This window comes from Mesorhizobium sp. M0659 (assembly GCF_040320605.1).
In the GTDB taxonomy this organism is placed as follows: Bacteria; Pseudomonadota; Alphaproteobacteria; order Rhizobiales; family Rhizobiaceae; genus Mesorhizobium.
This window is the reverse complement of the sequence record NZ_JAMYPY010000004.1, coordinates 423,994-447,837: the sequence shown is the minus strand read 5'-3', so window position 1 is coordinate 447,837 and position 23,844 is coordinate 423,994. Positions and strand designations below refer to the sequence as shown.

Annotated in this window: 22 protein-coding genes and 1 tRNA gene; 13 read left to right on the top strand and 10 right to left on the bottom strand. The window is 63.4% G+C overall.

Features of this window, described 5'->3' with window-relative positions; all coding sequences use genetic code 11:
* The first annotated feature begins 19 nt into the window (after nucleotides 1-19).
* Nucleotides 20-95 (top strand) — tRNA-Phe (locus tag NKI31_RS09735).
* Nucleotides 96-192: 97 nt separating this feature from the next.
* Here the strand turns inward: NKI31_RS09735 and NKI31_RS09730 are convergent.
* Nucleotides 193-789: an SOS response-associated peptidase gene (locus tag NKI31_RS09730; RefSeq protein ID WP_352651388.1), complete on the bottom strand. Its 597-nt coding sequence runs from the start codon at nucleotides 787-789 to the stop codon at nucleotides 193-195.
* A gap of 26 nt (nucleotides 790-815) precedes the next feature.
* Nucleotides 816-1,121, bottom strand: coding sequence for a DUF982 domain-containing protein (locus NKI31_RS09725; RefSeq protein ID WP_352651386.1), 306 nt, complete (start codon nucleotides 1,119-1,121; stop codon nucleotides 816-818).
* A 190-nt stretch (nucleotides 1,122-1,311) separates the two neighbouring features.
* Here NKI31_RS09725 and NKI31_RS09720 point away from each other — a divergent pair, with 190 nt between their 5' ends.
* Entirely contained in the window at nucleotides 1,312-1,770 is a 459-nt protein-coding gene (locus NKI31_RS09720) for a hypothetical protein (protein WP_023669674.1), read from the top strand.
* Between the two features lie 102 nt (nucleotides 1,771-1,872).
* Here NKI31_RS09720 and NKI31_RS09715 read toward each other — a convergent pair whose 3' ends face one another.
* Together NKI31_RS09715 and NKI31_RS09710 are read right to left on the bottom strand one after the other, a co-directional pair.
* Nucleotides 1,873-2,082, bottom strand: a complete 210-nt coding sequence (locus NKI31_RS09715) for a hypothetical protein (RefSeq protein WP_352651384.1) — start codon at nucleotides 2,080-2,082, stop codon at nucleotides 1,873-1,875.
* A gap of 28 nt (nucleotides 2,083-2,110) precedes the next feature.
* Nucleotides 2,111-2,272, bottom strand: coding sequence for a hypothetical protein (locus NKI31_RS09710; RefSeq protein WP_352651382.1), 162 nt, complete (start codon nucleotides 2,270-2,272; stop codon nucleotides 2,111-2,113).
* 148 nt (nucleotides 2,273-2,420) lie between these two features.
* On the opposite strand from NKI31_RS09710, the gene NKI31_RS09705 reads away from it, so the two are divergent.
* Nucleotides 2,421-3,173 (top strand): pseudouridine synthase, encoded by a 753-nt coding sequence (locus NKI31_RS09705; RefSeq protein WP_352651412.1) that lies wholly within the window; start codon nucleotides 2,421-2,423, stop codon nucleotides 3,171-3,173.
* 21 nt (nucleotides 3,174-3,194) lie between these two features.
* Here the strand turns inward: NKI31_RS09705 and NKI31_RS09700 are convergent, their stop codons facing one another.
* Nucleotides 3,195-3,776, bottom strand: a complete 582-nt coding sequence (locus NKI31_RS09700; RefSeq protein WP_352651380.1) for a histidine phosphatase family protein — start codon at nucleotides 3,774-3,776, stop codon at nucleotides 3,195-3,197.
* 135 nt (nucleotides 3,777-3,911) lie between these two features.
* Nucleotides 3,912-5,246: a dicarboxylate/amino acid:cation symporter gene (locus NKI31_RS09695; protein WP_023818762.1), complete on the bottom strand. Its 1,335-nt coding sequence runs from the start codon at nucleotides 5,244-5,246 to the stop codon at nucleotides 3,912-3,914.
* A gap of 230 nt (nucleotides 5,247-5,476) precedes the next feature.
* Between NKI31_RS09695 and NKI31_RS09690 the strand changes: the two genes are divergently transcribed.
* The 3 genes from NKI31_RS09690 to NKI31_RS09680 all read left to right on the top strand — a co-directional run bounded on the left by NKI31_RS09690 (nucleotide 5,477) and on the right by NKI31_RS09680 (nucleotide 9,215).
* Nucleotides 5,477-7,336, top strand: coding sequence for a sensor histidine kinase (locus tag NKI31_RS09690; protein WP_023818763.1), 1,860 nt, complete (start codon nucleotides 5,477-5,479; stop codon nucleotides 7,334-7,336).
* Nucleotides 7,333-8,682 (top strand): sigma-54-dependent transcriptional regulator, encoded by a 1,350-nt coding sequence (locus NKI31_RS09685; protein WP_023730992.1) that lies wholly within the window; start codon nucleotides 7,333-7,335, stop codon nucleotides 8,680-8,682. The genes NKI31_RS09690 and NKI31_RS09685 overlap by 4 nt, the downstream gene beginning before the upstream one ends.
* Before the next feature lie 185 nt (nucleotides 8,683-8,867).
* On the top strand, nucleotides 8,868-9,215 hold the full coding sequence (locus NKI31_RS09680) for a hypothetical protein (protein WP_032885862.1): 348 nt from the start codon (nucleotides 8,868-8,870) through the stop codon (nucleotides 9,213-9,215).
* Between the two features lie 17 nt (nucleotides 9,216-9,232).
* On the opposite strand, the gene ggt is transcribed toward NKI31_RS09680, so the two are convergent.
* The 3 genes from ggt to NKI31_RS09665 all read right to left on the bottom strand — a co-directional run bounded on the left by ggt (nucleotide 9,233) and on the right by NKI31_RS09665 (nucleotide 14,615).
* On the bottom strand, nucleotides 9,233-10,972 hold the full coding sequence (ggt, locus tag NKI31_RS09675; RefSeq protein ID WP_352651378.1) for a gamma-glutamyltransferase: 1,740 nt from the start codon (nucleotides 10,970-10,972) through the stop codon (nucleotides 9,233-9,235).
* A gap of 140 nt (nucleotides 10,973-11,112) precedes the next feature.
* Nucleotides 11,113-12,405, bottom strand: coding sequence for an L-rhamnose catabolism isomerase (rhaI, locus tag NKI31_RS09670; RefSeq protein WP_023818765.1), 1,293 nt, complete (start codon nucleotides 12,403-12,405; stop codon nucleotides 11,113-11,115).
* A 107-nt stretch (nucleotides 12,406-12,512) separates the two neighbouring features.
* Entirely contained in the window at nucleotides 12,513-14,615 is a 2,103-nt protein-coding gene (locus tag NKI31_RS09665; protein ID WP_352651375.1) for a bifunctional rhamnulose-1-phosphate aldolase/short-chain dehydrogenase, read from the bottom strand.
* Nucleotides 14,616-14,798: 183 nt separating this feature from the next.
* Between NKI31_RS09665 and NKI31_RS09660 the strand changes: the two genes are divergently transcribed.
* The 7 genes from NKI31_RS09660 to NKI31_RS09630 all read left to right on the top strand — a co-directional run bounded on the left by NKI31_RS09660 (nucleotide 14,799) and on the right by NKI31_RS09630 (nucleotide 21,928).
* The gene (locus NKI31_RS09660; RefSeq protein ID WP_023669662.1) at nucleotides 14,799-15,602 is read left to right on the top strand and encodes a DeoR/GlpR family DNA-binding transcription regulator; all 804 of its coding nucleotides are present in this window, start codon (nucleotides 14,799-14,801) and stop codon (nucleotides 15,600-15,602) included.
* Nucleotides 15,603-15,650: 48 nt separating this feature from the next.
* The gene (gene rhaS / locus NKI31_RS09655) at nucleotides 15,651-16,646 is read left to right on the top strand and encodes a rhamnose ABC transporter substrate-binding protein (protein WP_023669661.1); all 996 of its coding nucleotides are present in this window, start codon (nucleotides 15,651-15,653) and stop codon (nucleotides 16,644-16,646) included.
* Nucleotides 16,647-16,730: 84 nt separating this feature from the next.
* On the top strand, nucleotides 16,731-18,272 hold the full coding sequence (locus tag NKI31_RS09650) for a sugar ABC transporter ATP-binding protein (RefSeq protein WP_023708171.1): 1,542 nt from the start codon (nucleotides 16,731-16,733) through the stop codon (nucleotides 18,270-18,272).
* Nucleotides 18,269-19,246: an ABC transporter permease gene (locus NKI31_RS09645; RefSeq protein WP_352651373.1), complete on the top strand. Its 978-nt coding sequence runs from the start codon at nucleotides 18,269-18,271 to the stop codon at nucleotides 19,244-19,246. Before NKI31_RS09650 ends, NKI31_RS09645 begins: the two co-directional genes overlap by 4 nt.
* Entirely contained in the window at nucleotides 19,243-20,238 is a 996-nt protein-coding gene (locus tag NKI31_RS09640) for an ABC transporter permease (RefSeq protein ID WP_352651371.1), read from the top strand. The genes NKI31_RS09645 and NKI31_RS09640 overlap by 4 nt, the downstream gene beginning before the upstream one ends.
* The gene (gene rhaM, locus NKI31_RS09635; RefSeq protein ID WP_352651369.1) at nucleotides 20,238-20,555 is read left to right on the top strand and encodes an L-rhamnose mutarotase; all 318 of its coding nucleotides are present in this window, start codon (nucleotides 20,238-20,240) and stop codon (nucleotides 20,553-20,555) included. The genes NKI31_RS09640 and rhaM overlap by 1 nt, the downstream gene beginning before the upstream one ends.
* Complete coding sequence (locus tag NKI31_RS09630) at nucleotides 20,552-21,928, top strand: FGGY-family carbohydrate kinase (protein WP_352651367.1); 1,377 nt, start codon at nucleotides 20,552-20,554, stop codon at nucleotides 21,926-21,928. Before rhaM ends, NKI31_RS09630 begins: the two co-directional genes overlap by 4 nt.
* Here the strand turns inward: NKI31_RS09630 and NKI31_RS09625 are convergent, their stop codons facing one another.
* Nucleotides 21,929-23,755: an alanine racemase gene (locus NKI31_RS09625; RefSeq protein WP_352651365.1), complete on the bottom strand. Its 1,827-nt coding sequence runs from the start codon at nucleotides 23,753-23,755 to the stop codon at nucleotides 21,929-21,931.
* Nucleotides 23,756-23,844: the final 89 nt, after the last annotated feature.

Here is a 23,844-nt window from a genome sequence, read left to right as displayed (position 1 = left end):
TGTCTCGTTTGCCGGCGAGGCCCAGATAGCTCAGTTGGTAGAGCAGCGGACTGAAAATCCGCGTGTCGGTGGTTCGAATCCGCCTCTGGGCACCAGTTTTCTCTGAACATCAAGGGCTTGACTTCCTGGCGCCGCACCGACGGATTCCTGATTTCGGCCTGCCGGCTGTGCCGGCAAGCCTGCGCAACCGAGTTATGAACTTTCGGGGCGCACGGTCTCCACGCGCAGCGAGCCGGCTGGAAGCGGCTGCAGCAGTTCGGCTTCCGGCTTCGTCAGACTGAGCCAGGCTGCCCAATCGCCGGGCCGAAGCACCACGACCTGCCGATTGTGATAGGGCGCAATATCCGGTCCAGGCTCGGTTGTCAGCATGGTGAAGGTTGGCGGCTTGTTGCCGGCAGCTTCACGCCAAAGCCCCGCGATGGCCATGAACGGCGAGCCGTTGAGCGTGAAGCGATGCTTGGCCTTCGGATACTTCGTACCCGTGAACTCGAAGAAGGCGGATGCCGGCACGAGGCAGCGTTTGCTGCCGGCGAATTGCCGGCCTTCGGAGCGGAAGTTGAACACTGGTCCGCCTTTCGGTCCGGCCGGCGGAAATCCGAACGTCATCGACGTCAGTTCAACGCCGGTGTCGCTGGTGGCGCGCATGATCGGGGCTGGATCGTTGATGTGGATGTTATCAACCCGCGGCAGGTCAAGCTCGGTCTGATGGGTCGGGATCTCGAGTGCCAGCGACTCCAGCATCCGGCAATATTCAGCCCAGAGAATATGCTGCTCATAGTCGTTGCACATGGAAGGCTCCCGACCGGTCTGCCAGTTTACCTCACGCCAAACAAAGAGGCGATGGAAAGCGGTGGCCGCTCAACCCTGTCGGTCGAGTTCAACCAGAATACAGCCTCGATCGCCGCGTTGACGAAGGCGGCGCGGGCATAGCGCGCCTCTTGAAGGCCTTCCAGAACGCCAAGGCAGGCTTTGCGGGCGGCGACGTGATAGCCGCCTGTCTTCACGGGCCATCGGTTCATGAGGATGTCAGCGGCCTGCGCGACACGCTCCACCTTGTAGATCTTGTTTCTGGACCTGCCGAGCGCCACGCGAACCGGCTCATCGAAATGCTGATCTTGCATGCTTCCCCTCCCGAACGCGATCGCGAGTCAATTTGGGGGAGGCAAGTTCGGTTCCACGGGAGCGATTTGCCAACGCAATAAACCCGCCTTCTGAAATCACTTTGCGCGCATAGGCCAAATGGCGGATTTGATTTGCTTGGTGATCCCCTCTCCCTGGGGCAAACTACCTGCCGGGGCTGCAGGAGGAGAAATGCGAGCACGCGCAGCTACGATCGGCGATCTCGAAAGTGTCTTCCGTGATCTGTCCACGCGGATGTCGGACGAGTATGTGGCCGCCGGCAAAGACAGCAAGGTCGCCTACGACAATCTGATGATGAATTTGAAGGAAGGCCGGGCGCACGCGCTGGTCGAGGGCGACAAGACGGTGGCGATCGTCGCCTGGCACGAAAACAGCGACGCCGCCGACACGCTGTTTGCCGCGCAGGAGGGTTTCTTCAGCGCCGCGACGGTCCGCTTCTGCAGGCGCCACATCCGCCACATTCAGGCGCTGGCCGGCAACCTGCCCATCCACTCGCGCAGCTGGCTGCAGCGGGCCGACGTCGGCAAATGGTTCCGTGTCATCGGTTATGTCGAACGCGGCCGAGAGAACGGCGCCACTGTGTTCGAATTGCCGCCGGCACGGGGAGCGTCAGCTGCGCGGGCTGCCTAGGGCTGCGCACCCACGGATGCCATCACGGAAAAGCCCCCGCCAGATGGCGATGGGCCAATATCGCCTGCAATGGGCTCATATTGGGGGCTCAGATATCGGGGCTCAGATATCGGGCTGATCGAGCGCCTCGAAAATCACCCGTTCCAGCGGACCGAGATCCTCTTCGATCTCGCTGACCTCAAGGCCTGAATGCCGAGCATCCAGGGCAGCTCGCGTGGTCAGGGTTCGAGCCGTTGCCTTGTCGGCAGGCAGTTCGCCCGGCAGGTGCTCGTGGATCCAGCCCTGCAGGAAATCAACGCCGCGCTCGCTCATCGATTTATCCCTTCCGTTATCTGGGGGATCATTCCCCCAGAATGACCCCAGAAGCGACGATCTGAGCCGTCAGGCTGGTGAGCCTGCCTCGCTTCACGAGCGTCGGCTTTTGGTAGATTTTCTTCATGGCGGTGCCTTTCGCGACAAATCGCTCGTCGGCAACAACGTCTCTCGCGGGGCTGCGTTCCATGGCGGGCTGTTGAGCCCGCCCCCTGGCACATCGTATTTGAGAACAGCCCCGCTCCCGCGAACCCGTGATGTTGATGCCGCGGCAGGTTGCGAAGCCAATGCGGGGCGTGGCAATTGTCGATGCCGATCATTGGGATGGCAAGCAGGACATGGCACGGCCACCAGACATCGCCCGACACCAGGCCGCGAGCGCAGGCGTCAGCTTGAACCGGGCGCTTTCCAAACTCGGCCTGTGTTCGCGCAAGCAGGCCGAGCTGCTGATCGCCGAAGGGCGCGTGCGGGTTGGCGGCAAGGTGGTGCGCGATCCGTCGCTGCGCGTCGATCTCGGCCGCGACCGCATCGCTGTCGACGGCGAGCAGATCGTCGGCGAGGCAAAAGTCTACCTGATGATCAATAAGCCGCGCGGACAGGTCACCACGCGCGATGACCCGCAGGATCGTGGCACCGTCTATGACTGCCTGATGGATCTGGAGTTGCCTTTCGTGTCGCCGGTCGGCCGCCTCGACAAGGCCAGCGAAGGCCTGTTGCTGATGACCAACGACACGCGCTGGGCCAACGGCCTGCTCGATCCGGCCTCGCATGTCGCCAAGACCTATCACGTGCAGATCGGCACCGCGCCCGACGAAGCGATGCTGGCGCGCTTTCGCGACGGAGCGATCGTCGACGGCGAACTGCTGACCGCAAGTTCGATCGAACTGCTGCGCAGCGGCGGCCGCACGGCCTGGCTGGAAATCGTGCTCGACGAGGGCCGCAACCGCCAGATCCGCCGCCTGCTCGGGGCATTCGATATCGAGGTGCTGAGGCTGGTTCGGGTGGCGATCGGCGGTTTGCAGCTCGGCGAACTCGCCAAGGGCAAGGCGCGGCATCTGACATCGGAGGAATTGGCGGTGCTCGCGCGTTAAGAGGCAGCTTGCCGCGAAACCCTACTTCTGGTTCCACCTGCGTATCACCGGCTCGCTCAGATCGTGCTCATAGCCGAGGATGCTGAGGCTCGCGGTATCAAGCACGAAGTGCGCACCGCCTTCGGGTGGCAGACCGAGCCAGCGCGCGGCCAGCACGCGCAGGAAATGCGAGCTCGAAAACACCAGCACATTGCCCTCGATTGCCCGCAGACCGGCGATGATCCTGTCGGCCCTGGCGCCGACATCCGCTGCCGACTCGCCGTCGGGACAGCCATCACGGAACAACTGCCAGCCGGGGCGCTGCACAAGAATCTCCTTGGTCTTTACGCCTTCGTAAGCGCCGTAATCCCATTCCTGCAGGTCCGGCTTCTTGACGGCAGCAGCGCCGAAGCCGGCAAGCGTGCAGGTGCTGAAGGCTCGCTGCGACGGGCTCGACCACACCGCCTGGAAGGACAGATCCTTGAGCCGGTCCGCCACGCCGCGAGCTGCCGCCTCGCCCTTTGCCGTCAACGGTATGTCGGTGCGGCCGGTGTGTTTTCCCGAAGCGCTCCACTCCGTCTCGCCGTGACGGACGAGGTAGATTTCGGGGTACGGATTGCTCATGCGCCGGCCTTTCGGTTTTACGTCCGCACCCTACCCGGGAGGGCCCGGCCAGCGCCAGCCACGTGCAGGCGGAAAAGGAAAGGCCGCAACCGAATCGGCTGCGGCCTTGTGCTCAAACGTCAGTGCCCGGAGCGGTCAGGCGGGCTGCAGATCGCCCGACAGCGCCAGGTCGGCTTCCTCGGACAATGTGCCGGCCATGGCGGCGGCGAACTTGGTCTGGTCGAGTTCGCCTTCCCAGCGCGCCACAACGATCGTCGCCACTGCATTGCCGACGAAATTGGTCAGCGCTCGGCATTCCGACATGAAGCGGTCGACGCCGAGGATCAGTGCCATGCCGGCGACCGGCACAGTAGGCACCACCGAGAGCGTGGCGGCCAGCGTGATAAAGCCGGCGCCGGTGATGCCGGCGGCACCCTTGGAGCTCAGCATGGCAACCAGCAGCAGCAGGATCTGGTCGCCATAGGTGAGCGGCGTGTCGGTCGCCTGGGCGATGAACAGCGCCGCCAGCGTCATGTAGATGTTGGTGCCGTCGAGGTTGAAGGAATAGCCGGTCGGGATGACCAGGCCGACCACCGAGCGGTTGCAGCCGGCGCGCTCCATCTTGGCCATCAGGCCGGGAAGAGCGGCTTCCGAGGACGAGGTGCCGAGCACCAGCAGCAGCTCTTCCTTGATGTAGCGGATCAAGGCGAGGATCGAGAAGCCGTTGTACCAAGCGACAGCGCCGAGCACGACCAGCACGAAGAGCAGCGACGTCAGGTAGAAGGTGCCGATCAGAAAGGCGAGGTTGGCAATCGCGCCGATGCCGTATTTGCCGACGGTGAAGGCCATGGCGCCGAAGGCGCCGATGGGGGCGGCCTTCATCAGGATGGCGACCAGGCGGAAGATAGGCGAGGTCAGCGCCTGCAGGAAATCGACGACCGGGCGGCCGCGCTCGCCGACCAGAGCGAGAGAGATGCCGAACAGTACCGAGAAGAACAGCACTTGCAGAATGTCGCCTTGCGCGAAGGCGCCGGTGATGGTGTCGGGGATGATGTTGAGCAGGAAGCCGACGATGGTCGTGTCATGCGCCTTCTCGGTGAAGGTGGCGACCTTCGAGGGATCGAGCGTCGCCGCATTGATGTGCATGCCGGCGCCCGGTTGGACGACGTTGGAGACGACCAGACCGACGACCAGCGCCAGCGTCGAAAAGACCAGGAAGTAGATCATCGCCTTGCCGGCGACGCGGCCGACTTTTTTCAGGTCGGAAACGCCGGCAATGCCGGTCGTCACCGTCAGGAAGATGACCGGCGCGATCACCATCTTGACCAGCTTGATGAAGGCATCGCCGAGCGGCTTCAGCGAAGCACCGAGTTCGGGATAGAAATGACCGAGCAGCACGCCGGCGGCGATCGCCGTCAGGACCTGCACGTAGAGATGACGGTAAAAGGGTAGCTTGCCGCGCGGTTCGGCGGCAGCGAATGCTGGCTGCATGACGTCCTCCATGGCGCCCCGATCGAAAGCTCGACCTCCCGGGGCAGTTGTTTTCCGCAGCCTTGCGACTGCTGTATTGGTCATTGCAACTGCCGTGCCAGACTGTGCGGCATACCGCAGCCATTGATTTTGTTGGGTATTCGTCCGATCGAGGCTGCTGCCGCTCAACGCAAGTGCGGACATCCGCATGACTGAATTGTGCTTTGTGCGAAATCATGCACAAATAGGGAATGCTGCAACGCCCTGCCGCGGTCCTGTCGCCGACGCCCGAGCAACTCGGCAAACGCGCGCGTCGCGCCTGGCTGCTGTTTGCGGCGATCGCGCTGGTGATCGTTGCCACGGCGCTCACCGGCGCCGGCCTCTACGCGCGCCGCGCTGAGGTCGCGGCACTGGCGGCGCAAGGCCGCACCGATGCCAATCTGAAGGTTGCGTTGCTGCGCGCCGTGCTGGAAAGCCCGCGGGCGCTGCCGCTGCTCTTGTCCGAGGACCAGCAGGTGCATGACGCCCTGCAGAACAAGGGCGCTGTCACGATCGACGTGCTCAACCGCAAGCTCGAAGGGCTGGTCTCCGGCACCAAGGCTTCGGTGCTTTACGTCACCGGCGTCGACGGGTTTGCGATCGCCTCCAGCAACTGGCGCGAAACAACCAGCTTCGTCGGCAACGACTATGGTTTCCGCGCCTATTTCTCCGGCGCCATGCAATCCGGAACGGCCGAATATTTTGCGCTGGGCAACATCAGCAAGCGCCCGGGCCTCTATATTTCGCGTCGCGTCGGCAATGCGGCGGCACCGCTCGGCGTCGTCGTCGTCAAGATGGAATTCGACCAGCTTGAAGCCGACTGGCATGAGGCCAACCGGCCGGCCTATGTCAGCGACGACCACGGCGTCGTGCTGATCACCAGCGTGCCGTCCTGGCGCTTCATGACCACCGCGCCGCTGACCGGCCCGGTGGCTGCCGCCATCCGGAGCAGCCAGCAATTCGGCAACGCGCCGCTGATCCCCTTGCCGATCACACGCCCCGAGGCATTGAGCCCTGACGTGTCGATGGTGCATGCGATAACACCGGGCGGCAGCGATGCCGAATATCTCAGGCTTTCGACACTGGTCCAATCGACGCCATGGCGGCTCGATTATCTCGTGCCGGTCGAAGCGCCGATCGCGGCTGCGGTGCGTGAGATGCGGCTGCTGGCGCTGGGCGTCGTGGTGCCGTTGCTGGCGCTGGCCGGCTACCTCCTGTGGCGCCGTCAGTCGGCGCAGATGCGCATCGCCGCCGAACAGGCAGCGCGCATCGAGCTCGAGCGCCGCGTCGTCGAGCGTACGCATGACCTCAGCCTGGCTCGCGACCGGCTGCAGGCCGAGATCACCGATCACCGCAGCACCGAAGCCAAGCTGCAGGTCATGCAGCAGGAATTGGTGCAGGCCAACCGTCTTGCTACCCTCGGCCAGGTTGCCGCCGGCGTCGCGCATGAGATCAACCAGCCGGTGGCGACCATCCGCGCCTATGCCGACAATGCGCGTGTGTTCCTGGAGCGCAAGCAGACCGCCTCGGCCGAGGAGAACCTTGGAGCGATTGCCGCGCTGACCGAGCGCATCGGCGGCATCACCGAAGAGTTGAAGGTCTTTGCCCGCAAGGGGCGCACGGCAGCCGAACCGGTCGAACTGCGCGGCGTCATCGAGGGCGCCGTGGTGCTGCTCAGAAGCCGCTTTGCCGGCCGGCTGGACGCGCTCGATATCACGCTGCCGCCGGTAACGCTCAAGGTGATGGGCAACCGGCTGCGGCTCGAACAGGTGCTGATCAACCTGTTCCAGAATGCGCTGGAAGCGCTGGACGGGCGCGACGGCGCCAGGGTGCAGGTGTCGGCCCAGGAGACGGCCGACGGCGTGGCGCTTGCCGTCGCCGACAATGGGCCGGGCATTTCGCCTGCCATCCTCAAGTCATTGTTCACGCCGTTCAACACCTCGAAGGAAAAAGGCCTCGGGCTCGGCCTCGTCATCTCGCAGGACATCGTCGCCGACTATGGCGGACGCATCGAGGTGGCGAGCGGCCAGGCCGGCACGCGCTTTACCATTCACCTCGCCAGGGCAGCATGATGGACACCGCACCGGTCGTATTGATCGACGACGACAGCGAATTGCTGAGGGCCACGCGGCAGACGCTGGAACTCGCTGGTTTTTCCGTCTCGGCCTTTGCGGTGGCGGCCGAGGCGCTGGCCGGGCTCGACGCCAATTTTCCCGGCGTGGTGGTGTCCGACATCCGCATGCCCGGCATTGACGGCCTGCAGCTCTTCGACCGCGTCTTGCAGCTTGATGCCGACATTCCGGTAATCCTGGTCACCGGACATGGCGACATCGCGGTTGCGGTCAAGGCGATCAAGGACGGCGCCTACGACTTCATCACCAAGCCGTTCGCCGCCGACCGGCTGGCGCAAAGTGTGGCGCGGGCGGCGGAAAAACGCCGGCTGGTGATGGAGAACCGCGCGCTGCGCGAAAGCGCCGAACAGGCGCAGGACGGCCTGCCGCTGATCGGCCAGACGCCGGCGATGGAGCGGCTGCGCCGCACGCTGCGGCAGATCGCCGACACCGATGTCGACGTGCTGGTGACTGGCGAGACCGGCTCCGGCAAGGAGGTGGTGGCGAGCCTGCTGCACCGCTGGAGCCGCCGCGCCAAGGGCAATTTCGTGGCGCTGAATTGCGGCACGCTGCCGGATACGGTGATCGAAAGCGAACTGTTCGGCCATGAGGCCGGCGCGTTCACCGGCGCACAGAAGAAGCGCATCGGCCGCATCGAGCATTCGAGCGGCGGCACGCTGTTTCTCGACGAGATCGAAAGCATGCCGGCCTCGACCCAGGTGCAGATGCTGCGGGTGCTGGAAATGCGCGAGGTGACGCCGCTCGGCACCAATGAAATCCGGCCGGTCGACCTGCGCGTCGTCGCCGCCGCCAAGGTCGATCTCGGCGATGCCAGCCGGCGCGGCGCCTTCCGCGAGGATCTCTACTACCGGCTCAATGTGGTGACGATCTCGATCCCGCCGCTGCGCGAACGCCGCGACGACGTCGCCCTGCTGTTCTTCTACTTCGCAGAGCGTGCAGCCGCCCGCTTCCGCCGGCAAATGCCAGCCGTGCCTGCCTCAGTGCACCGCCATCTGAGCCAGCACGACTGGCCGGGCAATGTGCGTGAACTCGCGCATTTCGCCGAGCGTTTCGTGCTGGGACTCGAGGAAGCGGCGCAAGCGCCACCTTCCGCCCCGGCGGAGCCGGATGACGCCAGCTCACTGCCGGAACGGCTGGAACGCTATGAAGCCAATGTCATCCGCGAGGCGCTTGGCCGCAATGACGGCGATGTCCGGCGCACGATCGAAGCGCTCGGCATTCCGCGCAAGACCTTCTACGACAAGCTGCAGCGGCACGGCATCGTGCGCAGCGATTTTTCCAGGTAATTCATTTTCCAGGCAATTCAGGCGTGTGGACCCGAAAGCAGGGTAGATTTTGTGAACCGGCGCAAAAAAACCGTGGCAAGTCGGCATCAGAAAGTGTTGAAGACCGCATCGGCGGCCTTCGGCACGGCGCGATCCGGTTGCGCTCGGCAGATGTTGATGATTTGTTGCCGGTCAGCGGAGAATGAATGATGCGAGAACCTGTCGGTCAAGATGAATATGGATCGACCAATCCGTTCGATCCGGACGATCTGACGAATTTGAACGCGATCGGCCCGGCCATGGGCGGCGGCAACGACTTCGAGAAATACGCCGTTGCCGTGATCATCGTCTTCGGCGCGCTGATCATTGGCGGGCTGATGGCCGCTTCCATGACCTTTGGTCACCGGAACGGCTTCCTGTTTGCGCTTGGCGGCGCAACCGCGGCCTGGATATCGGGCAATGCGCTGCTCCTCGACCGTCCCCGCATCTACGCGGCGTTCGTCGTGATCGCCGCGCTGATGCTCGTCGGGTCGACGCTTACGCTCGTCCTCTGATCAATCTCTTGTTTTGATCAGTAGCCAATCGCCTCGCCGGATGCGGCGCGGCTGTCGATGGCGCCGTTGTAGCGGGAGCCGCCGCCCTTCTCGATTTCCGCCAGGCTCTTGCCGCCGACAAGAATGCCGGCCGCCTGCCCCCAAGTAGAATCCGCGAGATCGAGGTGGTAGCCCATGCCGGCCAGCAGTTTTTCAGTGTCGGGCGACAGGCCGAAGGGTTCGACATAGATCGTGTCGGGCAGCCATTGATGGTGGATGCGCGATGCGTCGATCGCCTCCTGGATGTTCATGCCGTGGTCGATGACGTTGACGATGGCTTCCAGCGTGATGGTGATGATGCGCGAGCCGCCGGGGCTGCCGATAACCATGAACGGCTTGCCGTCCTTGGCGACGATAGTCGGGCTCATCGATGACAGCGGCGTCTTCTTCGGCTGGATAGCATTGGCCTCTCCCTGCACGAGACCGTAGAGGTTGGGCACGCCAGGCTTCTGGGTGAAATCATCCATCTCGTTGTTGAGCAGGATGCCGGTGCCGTCCGCGACCACGCCGGCGCCGAACGAGCCGTTCAGCGTATAAGTGACCGCGACCGCATTGCCGTCATCGTCGATGATCGAATAGTGCGTCGTTTCCTTCGACTCGCCGAAGCCCTTCGGCATCAAATCCTGCGAGACGCCGGCGCGGAACGGGTCGATCTTGTCGCGGATCTCCTTGGCGTAACCCTTGTCGAGCAGTTTCGAGACCGGATTGTCGACGAAATCTGGATCGCCGAGCGCCGAGTTGCGGTCCACATAGGCGTAACGCATCGCCTCGACCATGACATGCACCGTCTCGGCCGAGCCGGCGCCGAGATAGGACAGCGGGTAGCCCTCCAGCACGTTGAGGATTTCGCAGATGATAACGCCGCCGGAGCTTGGCGGCGGCGAGGACGTGATCTCATAGCCGCGATAGGTGCAGCTCACCGGTTGCAGCTCGCGTACCTTATATTGCTCGAAGTCTGCCTTGGCCAGAATGCCGCCCCTGGCGCCGCTCGCCTTGACGATGGCGCCGGCGATGGCGCCTTTGTAGAAGGCGTCGGCGCCATTTTCGGAGATGGCGGCGAGCGACGCTGCAAGATCGGGCTGGAGGAGACGCTCGCCGACGCCATAAGGCTTGCCGTCCGGCTTCAGGAAGATGGCGGCGGCGGCAGGGTCCTTCGCCAGCCGTGCGGCATTGCTTGCGAATGAAGCAGCGTCGCCCTGGTCGAGGATGAAGCCATCCTTGGCATAGGCAATTGCCGGCGCCATCAAATCCTGGCGTGGCAGCGTGCCATATTTTTCACGAGCCATCTCGAACCCTGCCACGGAACCCGGTACGCCGACCGCAAGGTAGCCATCAAGGCTGGCGCCCTTCACCGGATTGCCGTCCTTGTCGAGATACATGATCTTGGTTGCCGCCAGCGGCGCGCGCTCGCGGAAATCGAGGAAGGTCGATTTGCCGTCCTTGAAGCGGATGGTCATGAACCCGCCACCGCCGATATTGCCGGCATTAGGGTAGACGACGGCGAGCGCATAGCCGACGGCGACCGCCGCATCGACGGCATTGCCGCCCTTCTTCAGCACCTCGACGCCGGCTTCCGACGCCAGATGCTGGGCAGTGACGACCATGCCGTGCTCGCCCTTCGCCGGTTGAGGCGAGGCGGCATGGAGCGCGCCGGATGGCGCGAGCGCAATTGCGAGCGAAAGGGTGACGCCAATCAGCGTCCGGCGGGTCAAGGGCATGGCGGTGCTCCAAGTGCGGTGTGCCTAGAAGAGCTACATGGAGCGGCCGAGTCCATCATCAATATGAGCGAACACATATTGGTGTTCGCCTGCCGGCAGAGGCAAGCTGATCTCCCCCCTGTGGTGGAGATTAGCCAATCTCAAACAATCCCGCCTGAACCGCCCACAACCGCCGGCCGTTCCGCCGCGACCTTCGCCCGGTAGCCCGCCGCGCGATATGCGGCGACTGGATCGATGGCGCCGCCTGTGTTCAGCCGCGCCATGGCAAGGATCGGCTCGACATCGGTGCGGTAGGCAGCTTTCAGAGTCTGCGTCGCCATCAGCGCATCATTGCCGTCTTGGAAACCCTCGAGCGCCTTGCGGTCGACCAGCAGCGCCTGCGCATAGGCGCGCTGCACCTCGACTGCCGACAGCATCAGGCTTTCGATCGGGTCGGTGACGTTGTGGCTCTGGTCGAGCATGTGGGCGGGATCGAAACCCTCGGCGCCGGACAGCTCGGCATCGACCAGTTCGTTGAAGACCAGGAACAGCCGGTAGGGATCGATCGAGCCGGCATCGAGGTCGTCGTCGCCATATTTGGAATCGTTGAAGTGGAAGCCGCCGAGTTTCTTGAACTGGATCAGCCGCGACACGATCATCTCGATGTTTACGTTGGGCGCATGGTGGCCGAGGTCGACCAGGCAGTAGGCCTTGTCGCCCAGCTCCTTGGATATGAGGTAGTTAGTGCCCCAGTCCTGCACGACCGTGGAGTAGAAAGCCGGCTCGTACATTTTGTGTTCGGTGAACAGTTTCCAGTCGGCGGGCAGTCCGGCATAGATCTCCTTCATGGCGTCGAGATAGCGCGCGAAGGCTTTGGCGAAATTGACCTGGCCGGGGAAATTCGAGCCGTCGCCGATCCACACTGTCAGCGCCCTGGACCCCAGCGTCTTGCCGATCTCGATGCATTCGAGATTATGCTCGACGGCCTGGCGGCGCGTGCCGGCATCGGCATGCGAAAGCGAGCCGAATTTGTAGGAGAGCGTCTGATCCCTGGCATCCGAAAAGGTGTTGGAGTTCATGGCGTCGAAGCCGAGGCCGAAGCGCGAGGCGGCCTGCTTCAGCCGGTTCGGATCGGCCTTGTCCCACGGGATGTGCAACGAGACGGTCGGTGTCGCCTGCGTCAGTTGGCTGATGACGGCGCAGTCCTCGATCTTGTCGAAAATGTCGCGCGGCTCGCCGGCGCCGGGAAAGCGGGCAAAGCGTGTGCCGCCGGTGCCGACGCCCCAGGACGGAATGGCGACGGCGAATTTCTCGACCTTGCCGCGGATGGCGTCGATGGCGATGCCGCGACGGTCGAGGCGTTCCCCGAGCGAGGCGTAGTCGCGTTCGAGGTCGGGTTTGCGCTGGGCGTTGTGGCTGGAGACGAGATCGGCGGCGATGATGGTTTCGGACAAGTGCTATTCCTCCCAATGCGTTCAGTCAGCGCTGCCCCTCATCCGGCCCTTCGGGCCACCTTCTCCCCGTATAGTGACGGGGAGAAGAGAAGCGCTCCGCCCTTAACTCAGCGCGTAAAGCTCTGCGCGTTGCCGGCGTCGACGTTGATGATGTTGCCGGTGGATTTGGCCGACATGTCGGACGCCAGGAAATAAATCGCTTCGGCAATGTCTTCCGGAAACACCGAGCGCTTCAGCATCGAGCGCGAGCGGTAGTGTTCTTCCAGATCGTCGGTCGACATCTTGTAGGCGGCGGCGCGCTGTTCCTTCCACTCGCCGGTCCAGATCTTCGAACCGCGCAGCACGGCGTCCGGATTCACGACATTGACCCGGATCTGGGCTTCCGCGCCTTCCAGCGCGAGGCAGCGGGCGAGATGGATTTCGGCGGCCTTGGCGGTGCAATAGGCGGCGGCGTTGGGTGACGCGGCAAGGCCGTTCTTGGAGGCGACGAAGACGACATTGCCGCCGATCTTCTGGGCGCGAAACAGCCGGAAGGCTTCGCGCGAGACCAGGAAATAGCCGGTCGACAATATGTCCATGTTCTTGTTCCACAGCGCCAGCGTTGTCTCCTCGATCGGCGCCGAGGAGGCGAGGCCTGCGTTGGAGACGAGAATATCAATGCCGCCGAACTCGACGGCTGTCTGGGCGAAGCCGGAAATCACCTGCTCCTCCGCGGTGACGTTGATCAGCACCGGCCGGACGAAGTCCTTGCCATAGGCTTTCGCCAGTTCGTCGTTGGCGCTGGCAAGTGCGGTCTCGTCGATATCGGCCAGCACGACGCAGGCGCCTTCGCGCAGCAGGCGATTGGCGGTGGCGCGGCCGATGCCGCCGGCGCCGCCGGTGACCAGCGCGATCTGGCCGGCGAGCGACTTCGGCTTCGGCATGCGCTGCAGCTTCAAATCCTCGAGCAGCCAGTATTCGATGTCGAAGGCCTCCTGCGCCGGCAGGCCGACATAGGACGAAACGGTCGAGGCCCCGCGCATGACATTGATGGCGTTGACGTAGAATTCGCCAGAGATGCGGGCGGTGGCCTTGTCGCCGGCGAAGGTGAACATGCCGACGCCGGGCATCAGGTAGACCACGGCATTGGGGTCGCGGATCGGGGGCGAGTCCGGATGCTTGCAGCTGTCGTAATAGGCCTGGTAGCCGACACGGTACTCAGCAATATCGTCGGCGAGGCGCGCAATCACGGCTTCGACGTCGGGCTTCGCTGGGTCGAACTCGATAACCAGCGGGCGGATTTTTGTGCGCAGGAAATGATCCGGGCATGAGGTACCGAGTGCCGCCAGCGGGCGCAAATCCCTGGAGTTGACGAATTCGAGCACAGCGGCGGAATCGTCGAAATGGCCGAGCTTGTGGCTCTTCTCCGAAATCAGGCCGCGGATCCTCGGCATCAGTCTCGCCGCGATGGCGCGGCGCTCAGCGGCGTCGAGCGATTTGACGACTTCGCCGCCGAAGATGGCGAGACCCTCGGAGCGGCGCTCGAACCACTCGATCGCCTGGTTGATGACCGAGATCGTCGTCTCATAGCACTCCTTGGGTGTGTCGCCCCAGGTGAACAGGCCGTGGCTTTCGAGGATGACGCCCTTGGCCTCGGGGTGTTCGACGCAGAATTTCTCCAGCCACAGGCCAAGTTCGAAGCCCGGCCGCTTCCACGGCAGCCAGCCGATGGCGTCACCGAAGATCTCCTTGGTCAACGCCTTGGAATCCTTGGCAGCGGCAATGGCGATAATGGCATCGGGATGCATGTGATCGACGAACGGCTTCGGCACATAGGCGTGCAGCGGCGTGTCGATCGAGGCCGCGCGCGGGTTGAGATTGAAGGTGCAGTGGGGAAGATAGCCCACCATCTCGTCCTCATGCGCGACGCCGCGATAAAGCCCTTTCAGCGCCTGCAGTTTGTCCATGTAAAGCGTGGCGAAACCGTCCAGCTTGATCGAGGCGCTGTCGCCGCCCGAGCCCTTGACCCATAGCACTTCGACTTCGGCGCCGGAGAGCGGGTCCTTCTGCCGGATCTTGGACGAGGTGTTGCCGCCGCCATAATTGGTGACACGCTTGTCGGAGCCGAGCGTGTTGGAGCGATAGACCAGAAGCTCAGGCTCGCTCAGCCCCTTGGCTTTAGCATCGTCCCAAAGGTTGGCAAGGCGCGAGCCGGAGCGCTTGTCGAGCATGATTATCCTCCCTGGGACGCAAAAGGCGCGGTCCATTTTGCCGGAAATGTCTACGCAAGCATCTCGGTTGTCAATCATAAACGATCAAGATCGATCATATTGCACTGCACAATGAAATTATATGAGCGGAAATGATTGACACTGGTGGTTTTCTAGTGCCTCATGACCATGCAGGGAGGAACCATGCACGAAAAAGAGCGCCACAGGATCATTCTGTCCGCCGTCCAGGAAAAGCCTGTGGTGACGGTGCAGGAGATGGTCGACCTGACGGACTCCTCCGAGGCGACGATCCGGCGCGATATCGCGGCTCTTCATGTGCAAAAGCGCCTGCGTCGCGTGCGTGGCGGCGCCGAGGCGATCTCGCCACCGCAGTTCATCGGCCTCGCCGGCCGGCCCTTTTCCGTCAACGAAACGCTTAACGCTTCGCAGAAGCGCGCGATTGCGCGCGAAGCGGTGGAGCTGTGCAAGGACGGCGAACCGATCATCATCAATGGCGGCACCACCACCTTCCAGATGGTGCATTTCCTGACCGGACGCCGCATGCCGATCTTCACCAATTCGTTCCCCATCGCCGAGCACCTGCTCAAGCATTCGAAGAACACCGTCATGCTGTCGGGCGGCACCATCTACCGCGAGCAGAACATCATCCTCTCGCCCTTCGACAATGACGTGACGCGTAATTTCTACGCGCGCCGCATGTTCATGGGCGCTCAAGGGCTCGGGCCGCTTGGCCTGATGGAAGGCGACCCGCTGCTGATCCAGGCGGAGCAGAAACTGATCGACCAGGCCGACGAACTGGTGGTGCTGGTCGACTCATCGAAATTCCGCCAGCGCTCGAGCCTGATCCTGTGCGGGCTCAAGCGCATCGCCACCGTCATCACCGATGACGGCATCGAGGATCGCGAAGCCAACATGCTGGAGGCCGCGGGTGTGACGCTGATCGTCGCCCGCAAGTCGGCAAAGGAAGAATCCTCGCTGCAGGCCTGAGGCCAACCGCAGCGACGATGGAATGCAACGCTCAAGGGAGGAAATACGATGAGCTTTCTGAAGAAATTGATGGTGACGGCCGCGTTCTCGGCCGCCATGTTCGTGAATGCCGCCTATGCCGAGAACGTCAAGATCGCGCTGGTGGTGAAGTCGCTCGGCAACGGCTTCTTCGACGCCGCCAATAAGGGCGCCGAAGAGGCGGCCAAGGAACTCGGCGATGTCGACATCATCTACACCGGCCCGACCAAGGCGACCGCCGAAGCGCAGATCGAAGTGGTCAATTCGCTGATCGCGCAGAAGGTCAACGCCATTGCGATTTCGGCCAATGACGCCGACGCGCTGGTGCCGGTGCTGAAGAAGGCCATGGAGCGCGGCATCACCGTCATCTCGTGGGATTCGGGCGTCGCCAAGGAAGGCCGCCAGCTGCATCTCAACCCGTCCGACACCGGCCTGATCGGCGAGACCATCATCAAGCTGGCCGCCGACTATCTGCCGGAAGGCGGCGAAGTCGCCATTCTGTCGGCTTCGTCGACCGCGACCAACCAGAACGCCTGGATCGACGCGGCCAAGAAGATCCTGCCGGAGAAATTCCCCAAGATCAAACTCGTCGCCACCGTCTACGGCGATGACGATTCGGCCAAGAGCACCGACGAAGCCAAGGGCCTGCTGAAATCCTATCCGAACCTCAAGGCGATCATCGCGCCGACCACCGTCGGCGTCGTTGCCGCTGCCCAGGTCGTCACCGACGCGAACCTGATCGGCAAGGTCAATGTCACGGGTCTGGCGCTGCCGTCGGAGTTCAAGAAGTTCATCGACAACGGTTCCAGCCAGGCGGTTGCCCTCTGGAATCCGATCGACCTCGGCTACTCCGCCGTCTACCTCGCTCATGATCTGGCGGTGAAGAAGGAAGAGGCAAAGCCGGGCGCAACGCTGTCGATCGGCCGCGTCGGCAAGGTCACGCTCGATGACAGCAACTCGGCTGCGATGGCTCCGCCCTTCCAGTTCGACAAGTCCAACATCGAAAAGTTCTCCAAGATCTATTGATCTCGGACGTCTCGGACCAAGCGCGGCGGGACCAAAATCCCGCCGCGACTTTAAACGGACCTTGTTTCAGGGCTTGATACGGATATGGACACGACAGCCCAGCACGGCATTGCGAAGGAGGAGCCCACGGGTCCTGCCCCGCGCCTGACGCTGTCCGGCGTCTCCAAAAGCTTTCCCGGCGTGCGCGCGCTGCACAATGTCAGCCTGTCGCTTTACCCCGGCCAGGTTACGGCGCTGATCGGTGAAAACGGTGCCGGCAAGTCGACGCTGGTCAAGATCATGACCGGCATCTACCAGCCCGACGCCGGCACGATCAGCATTGACGGCCAGGCCGTCACCCTGCCCAGCGCGCATGCCGCCTTCGGCCACGGCGTCACCGCCATTCATCAGGAAACCGTGCTGTTCGACGATCTGAGCGTCGCCGAAAACATTTTTCTCGGCCATGCGCCGCGCACGCGGCTAGGCACCATCGACTGGCGCACCATGCGAAAACACGCGCGCGAAGTGCTCGACACCATGCATGCCGGCCATATCAACGCCGATGCGCGGCTGAAAGACCTCGGCATCGCCAACAAGCATCTGGTAGCGGTTGCTCGCGCGATGTCGATCGATGCGCAGATCGTCATCATGGATGAGCCGACCGCAGCCCTTTCGATGAAGGAGATCGAGGAGCTTTTCCTGCTGATCGAATTCCTCAAGGAGGAAGGCAAGGCGATCCTGTTCATCAGCCACAAGTTCGACGAGATCTATCGGATCGCCGATCGCTACACCGTGTTCCGCGACGGCGAGATGGTTGGCGAGGGCCTTATCAAGGATACCGGCCAGAGCCAGATCGTGCGCATGATGGTCGGCCGCTCGGTCGATCACATCTTTCCGCAACGCAAGGCCGAGATCGGCGCGCCGGTGCTGTCGGTCGCTGGCCTTTCGCACCCGACCGAATTCAACGACATCGGCTTCGAACTGCACAAGGGCGAGATCCTCGGTTTCTACGGTCTTGTCGGCGCCGGGCGGTCAGAGGTGATGCAGGCGATATCGGGCATCACCCGCATATCGGGTGGAACGATCACGCTGGAAGGCAAGACGATCACGCCGAAATCGGCGGCGGATTCCATCGAAGCCGGCATCGTCTATGTGCCGGAAGAGCGCGGCAAGCAGGGCGTGGTGATCGGCCTGCCGATCTTCCAGAATGTCTCGCTGCCTTCGCTGAAGCGCACCTCCAAATCCGGCCTGCTGCGATTGTCGGAAGAATTCGCGCTCGCCCGCTCCTACACCGAGCGGCTAGACCTGCGCGCCTCGTCGCTGAGCCAGGATGTCGGCACGCTGTCGGGCGGCAACCAGCAGAAGATCGTCATCGCCAAATGGCTGGCGACGGCGCCCAAGGTGATCATCCTGGATGAGCCGACCAAGGGCATCGACATCGGCTCCAAGGCCGCCGTGCACGGCTTCATGGCCGAGCTCGTCGCGCAGGGCCTGTCGGTGATCATGGTGTCGTCGGAACTGCCGGAGATTCTGGGCATGTCCGACCGCGTCGTCGTCATGCGCGAAGGGCTGGTTGCGGCGGTCTACGATAATAAGGGGCTGGACGCCGAAACGCTGGTCCGGACGGCAGCGGGGATCGCGGCATGAAGGCTCTCCTGAAATTCCGCGAGATCTGGCTGGCAGCGGCGATCGTCGCTTTGATTGCTCTGATCTCGACGCGCTTCCCGGCCTTTGCCGACCCCGGCAATCTCGCCCAGGTGTTCAACGACACCTCGATCCTGATGATCCTGGCGCTGGGACAGATGGTCGTCATCCTGACCCGCTCGATCGACCTGTCGATGGCCTCCAGCCTGTGCTTCACCGGCATGGTGGTGGCGATGCTGAACGCCGCGCATCCGGCGATCCCGATCCCGCTGCTGATCGTCATTGCGCTGGCCGTCGGACTGGTGCTCGGCGCCATCAACGGCCTGCTGGTGTGGCGGCTGAACATCCCTTCGATCGTGGTGACATTGGGCACGCTCACCATCTATCGCGGCGCCACCTTCGTCCTCTCCGGCGGCGCCTGGGTCAATGCCGACAAGATGAGCCCGGACTTCATCGGCTTCCAGCGCGCAGCTTTCCTGGGCATTCCGGTTCTGTCCTGGATCGCCATACTGGTCATCGCGCTGTTCTTCGTGGTGATGACGCGAACCGCGCTTGGCCGTTCGATCTATGCCATCGGCGTCAACCCGACGGCGTCGGTCTATGCCGGCATCGATGTCGGCCGAACCAAATTCATCGTCTTCTGCATTTCCGGCATGATCGGCGGGCTCGCCGGTTATCTCTGGATTTCTCGTTATGTCATCGCCTCGGTCGAGGTCGCCAATGGCTATGAACTCAATATCATCGCCGCCTGCGTCATCGGCGGCATTTCGATTGCCGGCGGCATCGGCTCGGTCGGGGGCGCGGTGTTAGGGGCGCTGTTCCTCGGCATCATCTCCAACGCACTGCCGGTGATCAACATCTCGCCCTTCTGGCAGATGGCGATTTCAGGCAGCGCCATCATCCTGGCCGTCGTGCTCAACGCGCGCGGCGAACGCCAGCAGGGGCGGATCATTCTGAGGAAGGCGGAGGCGGCATGACCGACACCCCCGCCCCGCGCCACATTCCCGACCGGCTCGACAAGCCGCTCTCTTCAGCGATCTTTTCCTGGGAAGCGCTGCTGGTCGTCGTGGCGGTCGCCATCTTCGCCATCAACAGCTTCGCATCGCCCTATTTCCTCGATGCCTATTCGCTGTCGGACCTGACCTTCAATTTCACCGAGAAAGGCCTGATCGCCTTCGCCATGGCGCTGCTGATCATTTCGGGCGAGATCGACCTGTCGGTCGCCGCCATCATCGCGCTCGCCTCGACCATGATGGGCATGGCGGTACAGGCCGGCGCGGACACGCCGGTGCTGGTGGCTATCGGCATCGTCGTCGGGCTCGGTTGCGGCGCCTTCAACGGGCTGTTGGTGACGAGGCTCGGCCTGCCGTCCATCGTCGTTACCATCGGCACGATGAGCCTGTTTCGCGGCATTGCCTTCATCATCCTCGGTGACCAGGCCTACAAGGGCTATACCGAGAGCTTCGCCTTCTTCGGCCAGGGTTACGTCTGGTGGGTGGTGTCGTTCGAACTGGTGCTCTTCCTCCTCGCGGCCGTCGCCTACTGGTTCCTGCTGCATCGCACCAGCTTCGGCCGCCGTGTCTTTGCCATCGGCAACAATCCGGTCGCGGCACAGTTTTCCGGCGTTCGCGTCGGCCGCATCAAATTCATCCTGTTTTGCATGACCGGACTGATGGCGGGCATCGCCTCGGTGCTGATCACCTCGCGGCTCGGCTCGACGCGGCCGTCGATCGCGCAGGGCTATGAGCTAGAGGTCATCACCATGGTGGTGCTGGGCGGCGTCAGCATTCTGGGCGGCTCCGGCAGCATTGTTGGCGTCGTGCTCGCCGCCTTCATCATGGGGCTGGTGACCTTCGGGCTCGGCCTGCTCAACGTGCCCGGCATCGTCATGTCGATCTTCATCGGCCTGCTCTTGATCGTCGTCATCGCACTGCCGATCGTCTGGCGGCGGCTGCGCGGTAACAGCTGATGCCTGAGAAATACGCCTTCAAGATGCAGCTCAAACCCGGCATGAAAGCCGAGTACAAAAAGCGCCACGATGAGATCTGGCCGGAGCTGGCGGCGCTGCTGAGAGAGGCCGGCGTCGCCGATTATTCGATCCATCTCGATGAAGACACCAACATCCTGTTCGGCGTGCTGTGGCGGCGGGACGACCATGGCATGGCCGACCTGCCGAAGCATCCGGTGATGCAGCGCTGGTGGGCGCACATGGCCGACATCATGGAGACCAGGCCGGACAACCAACCGGTGGCCATCCCCCTGGAAACAATGTTCCATATGGCATGAGTGCGCTGCGCCACATCGCCGTCATCGACATCGGCAAGACCAACGCCAAGGTGGCGCTGGTCGATTTCGTCACGCTGAGCGAGGTGGGGTTGCGCCGCATGGCGAACGCGCCGCTGCGACAAGCGCCCTATCCGCATCACGATGTCGAGGCGCTGTGGACGTTTATCCTCAACAGCCTTGCCAGCCTCGACCGCGAACAGCGTATCGACGCGATTTCGATCACCACGCATGGTGCGACCGGCGTGCTGGTCGACGCCTCGGGCGAGCTGGTGCTGCCTGTCCTAGACTATGAGTTCGATGGCCCCGACAGGTTGGCGGCGGAGTATGATGCTGTTCGTCCGCCCTTCGCCGAAACCGGTACACCGCGCCTGCCGGTCGGTCTCAATCTCGGCGCGCAATTCTTCTGGCTTGAGAAGCGTTTCCCCACCGAATTCGCCAAGGCCGCCGCGATGCTGATGTATCCGCAATACTGGGCGCTGCGCCTGACCGGCGTTGCCGCCAACGAGGTGACCTCGCTCGGCTGCCACACCGATCTGTGGAGCCCTTGGGAGGCGGACTTTTCCTCGATGGTCGACAGGCTGGATTGGCGCAGGCTGATGGCGCCGGTGCGGCCGGCCAGGGACCAGCTCGGCCCGATCCTGCCGGCGCTTGCCGCGCGCACCGGGCTCGATCCGCAGACCCCGGTATTCTGTGGCCTGCACGATTCCAACGCCTCCCTATTGCCGCATCTTCTGTCCGACGAGCCGCCCTTCTCGGTCGTCTCGACCGGCACCTGGGTGGTATCGATGGCGGTCGGCGGCAGAGAGATTGCGCTCGATGCTGCGCGCGACACGCTGGTCAATGTCAGCGCGCTTGGCGCTCCCGTCCCCTCGGCGCGGTTCATGGGTGGCCGCGAGTTTTCCCAGCTGACCAAGGACAAGCCGCAGGACTGCAGCGGCAGCGAGGTGCTGGCCGTTCTGACCGGAAAAATGCTGCTTTTACCTTCTACGCAGCAGGGATCGGGACCGTTCCCGCACCATGCCGCGGAATGGCTTGATGCCGACGGCATCAGCAAAGGCGAGCGGTTCGCCGCCATTTCCTTCTATCTGGCGATGATGACGGCGACCTGCCTCGAGCTGATCGGCGCCGACGGCCCGACCACCGTGGAAGGACCGTTTGCTCGCAACCGGCTCTTTGTCGGCATGCTGGCGGCAGCGACCGCGCGCATCGTCATCGCCTCCGAGGCGGCCACCGGCACCAGCATCGGCGCGGCACTGCTCGCATCCGATCAGCCAGTGACGCACGGCAAGGGCGAAAGAATTGAGCCGCAGACCGACCCGGTCTGGGCGGCCTATGTCACCGCGTGGCGCGCGGCAGTCGACGCGCAAGGCTGATCACAAAATCCGCTTCCCAAAGGCCGACATGACGAAGTTGACGGCGTCGGCGCCGATCCGCGGCTCCAGACCGGCGGTCAGCCCGGAAACATCCATCGACAGCAGACCGCCGGACAGCGAGATCGCCTCCATTGCCTGATGCGTCTCGCGCACCGTCAGCCCGCCCGAGCCCGCAGCCCAGCCGGTAAATTCGGTCGCCGTCGGCGAATAGCTGACGTGAAAGCCCTGCGTGCCCGACGTCGCGATGCGGATCGCCTCATGCATGAGGTCGCGCATGCCCATGGCGTCGATGTCGGTCATGGTGAAGGCCGAGACACGCGAATCCTTGAGCACCCTTGCCTCCGCCGGATCAGCATGGCGCAGGCCCACGATGACGACATTTTCCGGCGACAGCTGCGGCTGCAGTGCGCAGGGCTTGTGATCGAGACCGAGCGCGCGGGCCAGCACCGAGACTTCAGGCATGTCTTTGGCCTCCTCGTCCTCGGGCATCAGGGCGGCGAGGGAATCGATCCAGATCAGGCCGAAGGAATGCGTCGCGCGCGCCGTTGCGGTCAGCGCCTTGTGGGCGATACGGCGATCGGCGCCGGCAGCGAGCCGGATCAAGCCCGAGGGCGGCCGCTCGACGTCGGCGAGTTCGACCACGTCGAAATTCATCGCCTCCAGACGCGCGCCGGTTCCCTCGCGGGCGATAATCCCGCCGGATTCCGGTTCGGCCGAGATCGACACCATCTTGCGGCCGGAGAAATCCGCGACGTCGTGCATAGGGGCCTTCTCGACATATTCCGACGTCATCGCCAGAAGCATGGCGCCATAATTCATGCGGAAGGCGACACGGTCGCCGACGGTAGGTCGCGGATCGGCATCCTGCACATCGAGCAGCAGATGGTCGCTGGAAGCGCCGAGCACCCTCACCCCCTTGGCGATCGGCGTCAGCCCTTCGACCAGCACGTCCTCGCGGCCTATATTGGCGATGGCGCGCAGCCGGTCGCCCTCGTCGGCGAAGACCGGCTGGTTGCCGAAGGCGTCGTAGCCGGATGTGCCGATCGGCCGCGAAGGCTTGAGTTTGACCTCGATGATGTCGCTGGTCAGCCGGCAGGCATCGGGTTCGAGTTCGGGCCACGGCACGTCGCGAAAGGTTTCGACACCGCCTTGCAGGATCGCCTCGCCCACGCGCAGATTGTTGATGCCGGGCGGCAGCTTGCCTTCGAGCAGCAGCGTCAGCGATGACGAGGCGCCGCCGGAAATGAAGTCGAGGCTTTTGCCGGACAGGCGCTCGGTTTTGTAGGCATGGGCGACGAGTTGGCCAAGGTTCTCCGGCGTCGGCATTATGGCGCCGAAGCAGCCGAGATTGGTGCCGATGCCGGCGATGCGCACGCCCTTGAATTGTAGGATCTGCTCGACGGTGGGGATCAGGTCGCTTGGCCAGATGCCTTCGCGGAGATCGCCGAGATCGATCATCAGCATGATATCGTGGACGCGGCCCATGCGCTCGGCAATGCGCGATATCTCGCGGATGGTGGTCAGTTCCGACTGCAGGCTGATGTCGACGGTGCGCACGACCTCCTCTACGCGCGCCATGGGCGGGCTGCGCAGCAGCATGACCGGCGCATTGATGCCGCTGTCGCGCAGCCGGCGGATGTTTTCGAAGCGCGATTCCGCGATGCCGGCAACACCGCCGCGCAGCATGGCCCGCGCCACTTGCGGCATGCCGCATGTGCCCTTCGTAACTCCGAACACCTTGATGCCGGACAGCGCGCAGCGCTCGACGATGGTGCGGGCGTTGCGCTCGATGCGGCCAAGGTCGATAGCGACTTGCGGTCCCGACATTTCGTCACTCAGGGTTTGTAGAATCTGTCAGCCAGATGCATCTTCCAGATCGTCGTACGATATTTGTCAAACTTTGCGCAGTGACGGCC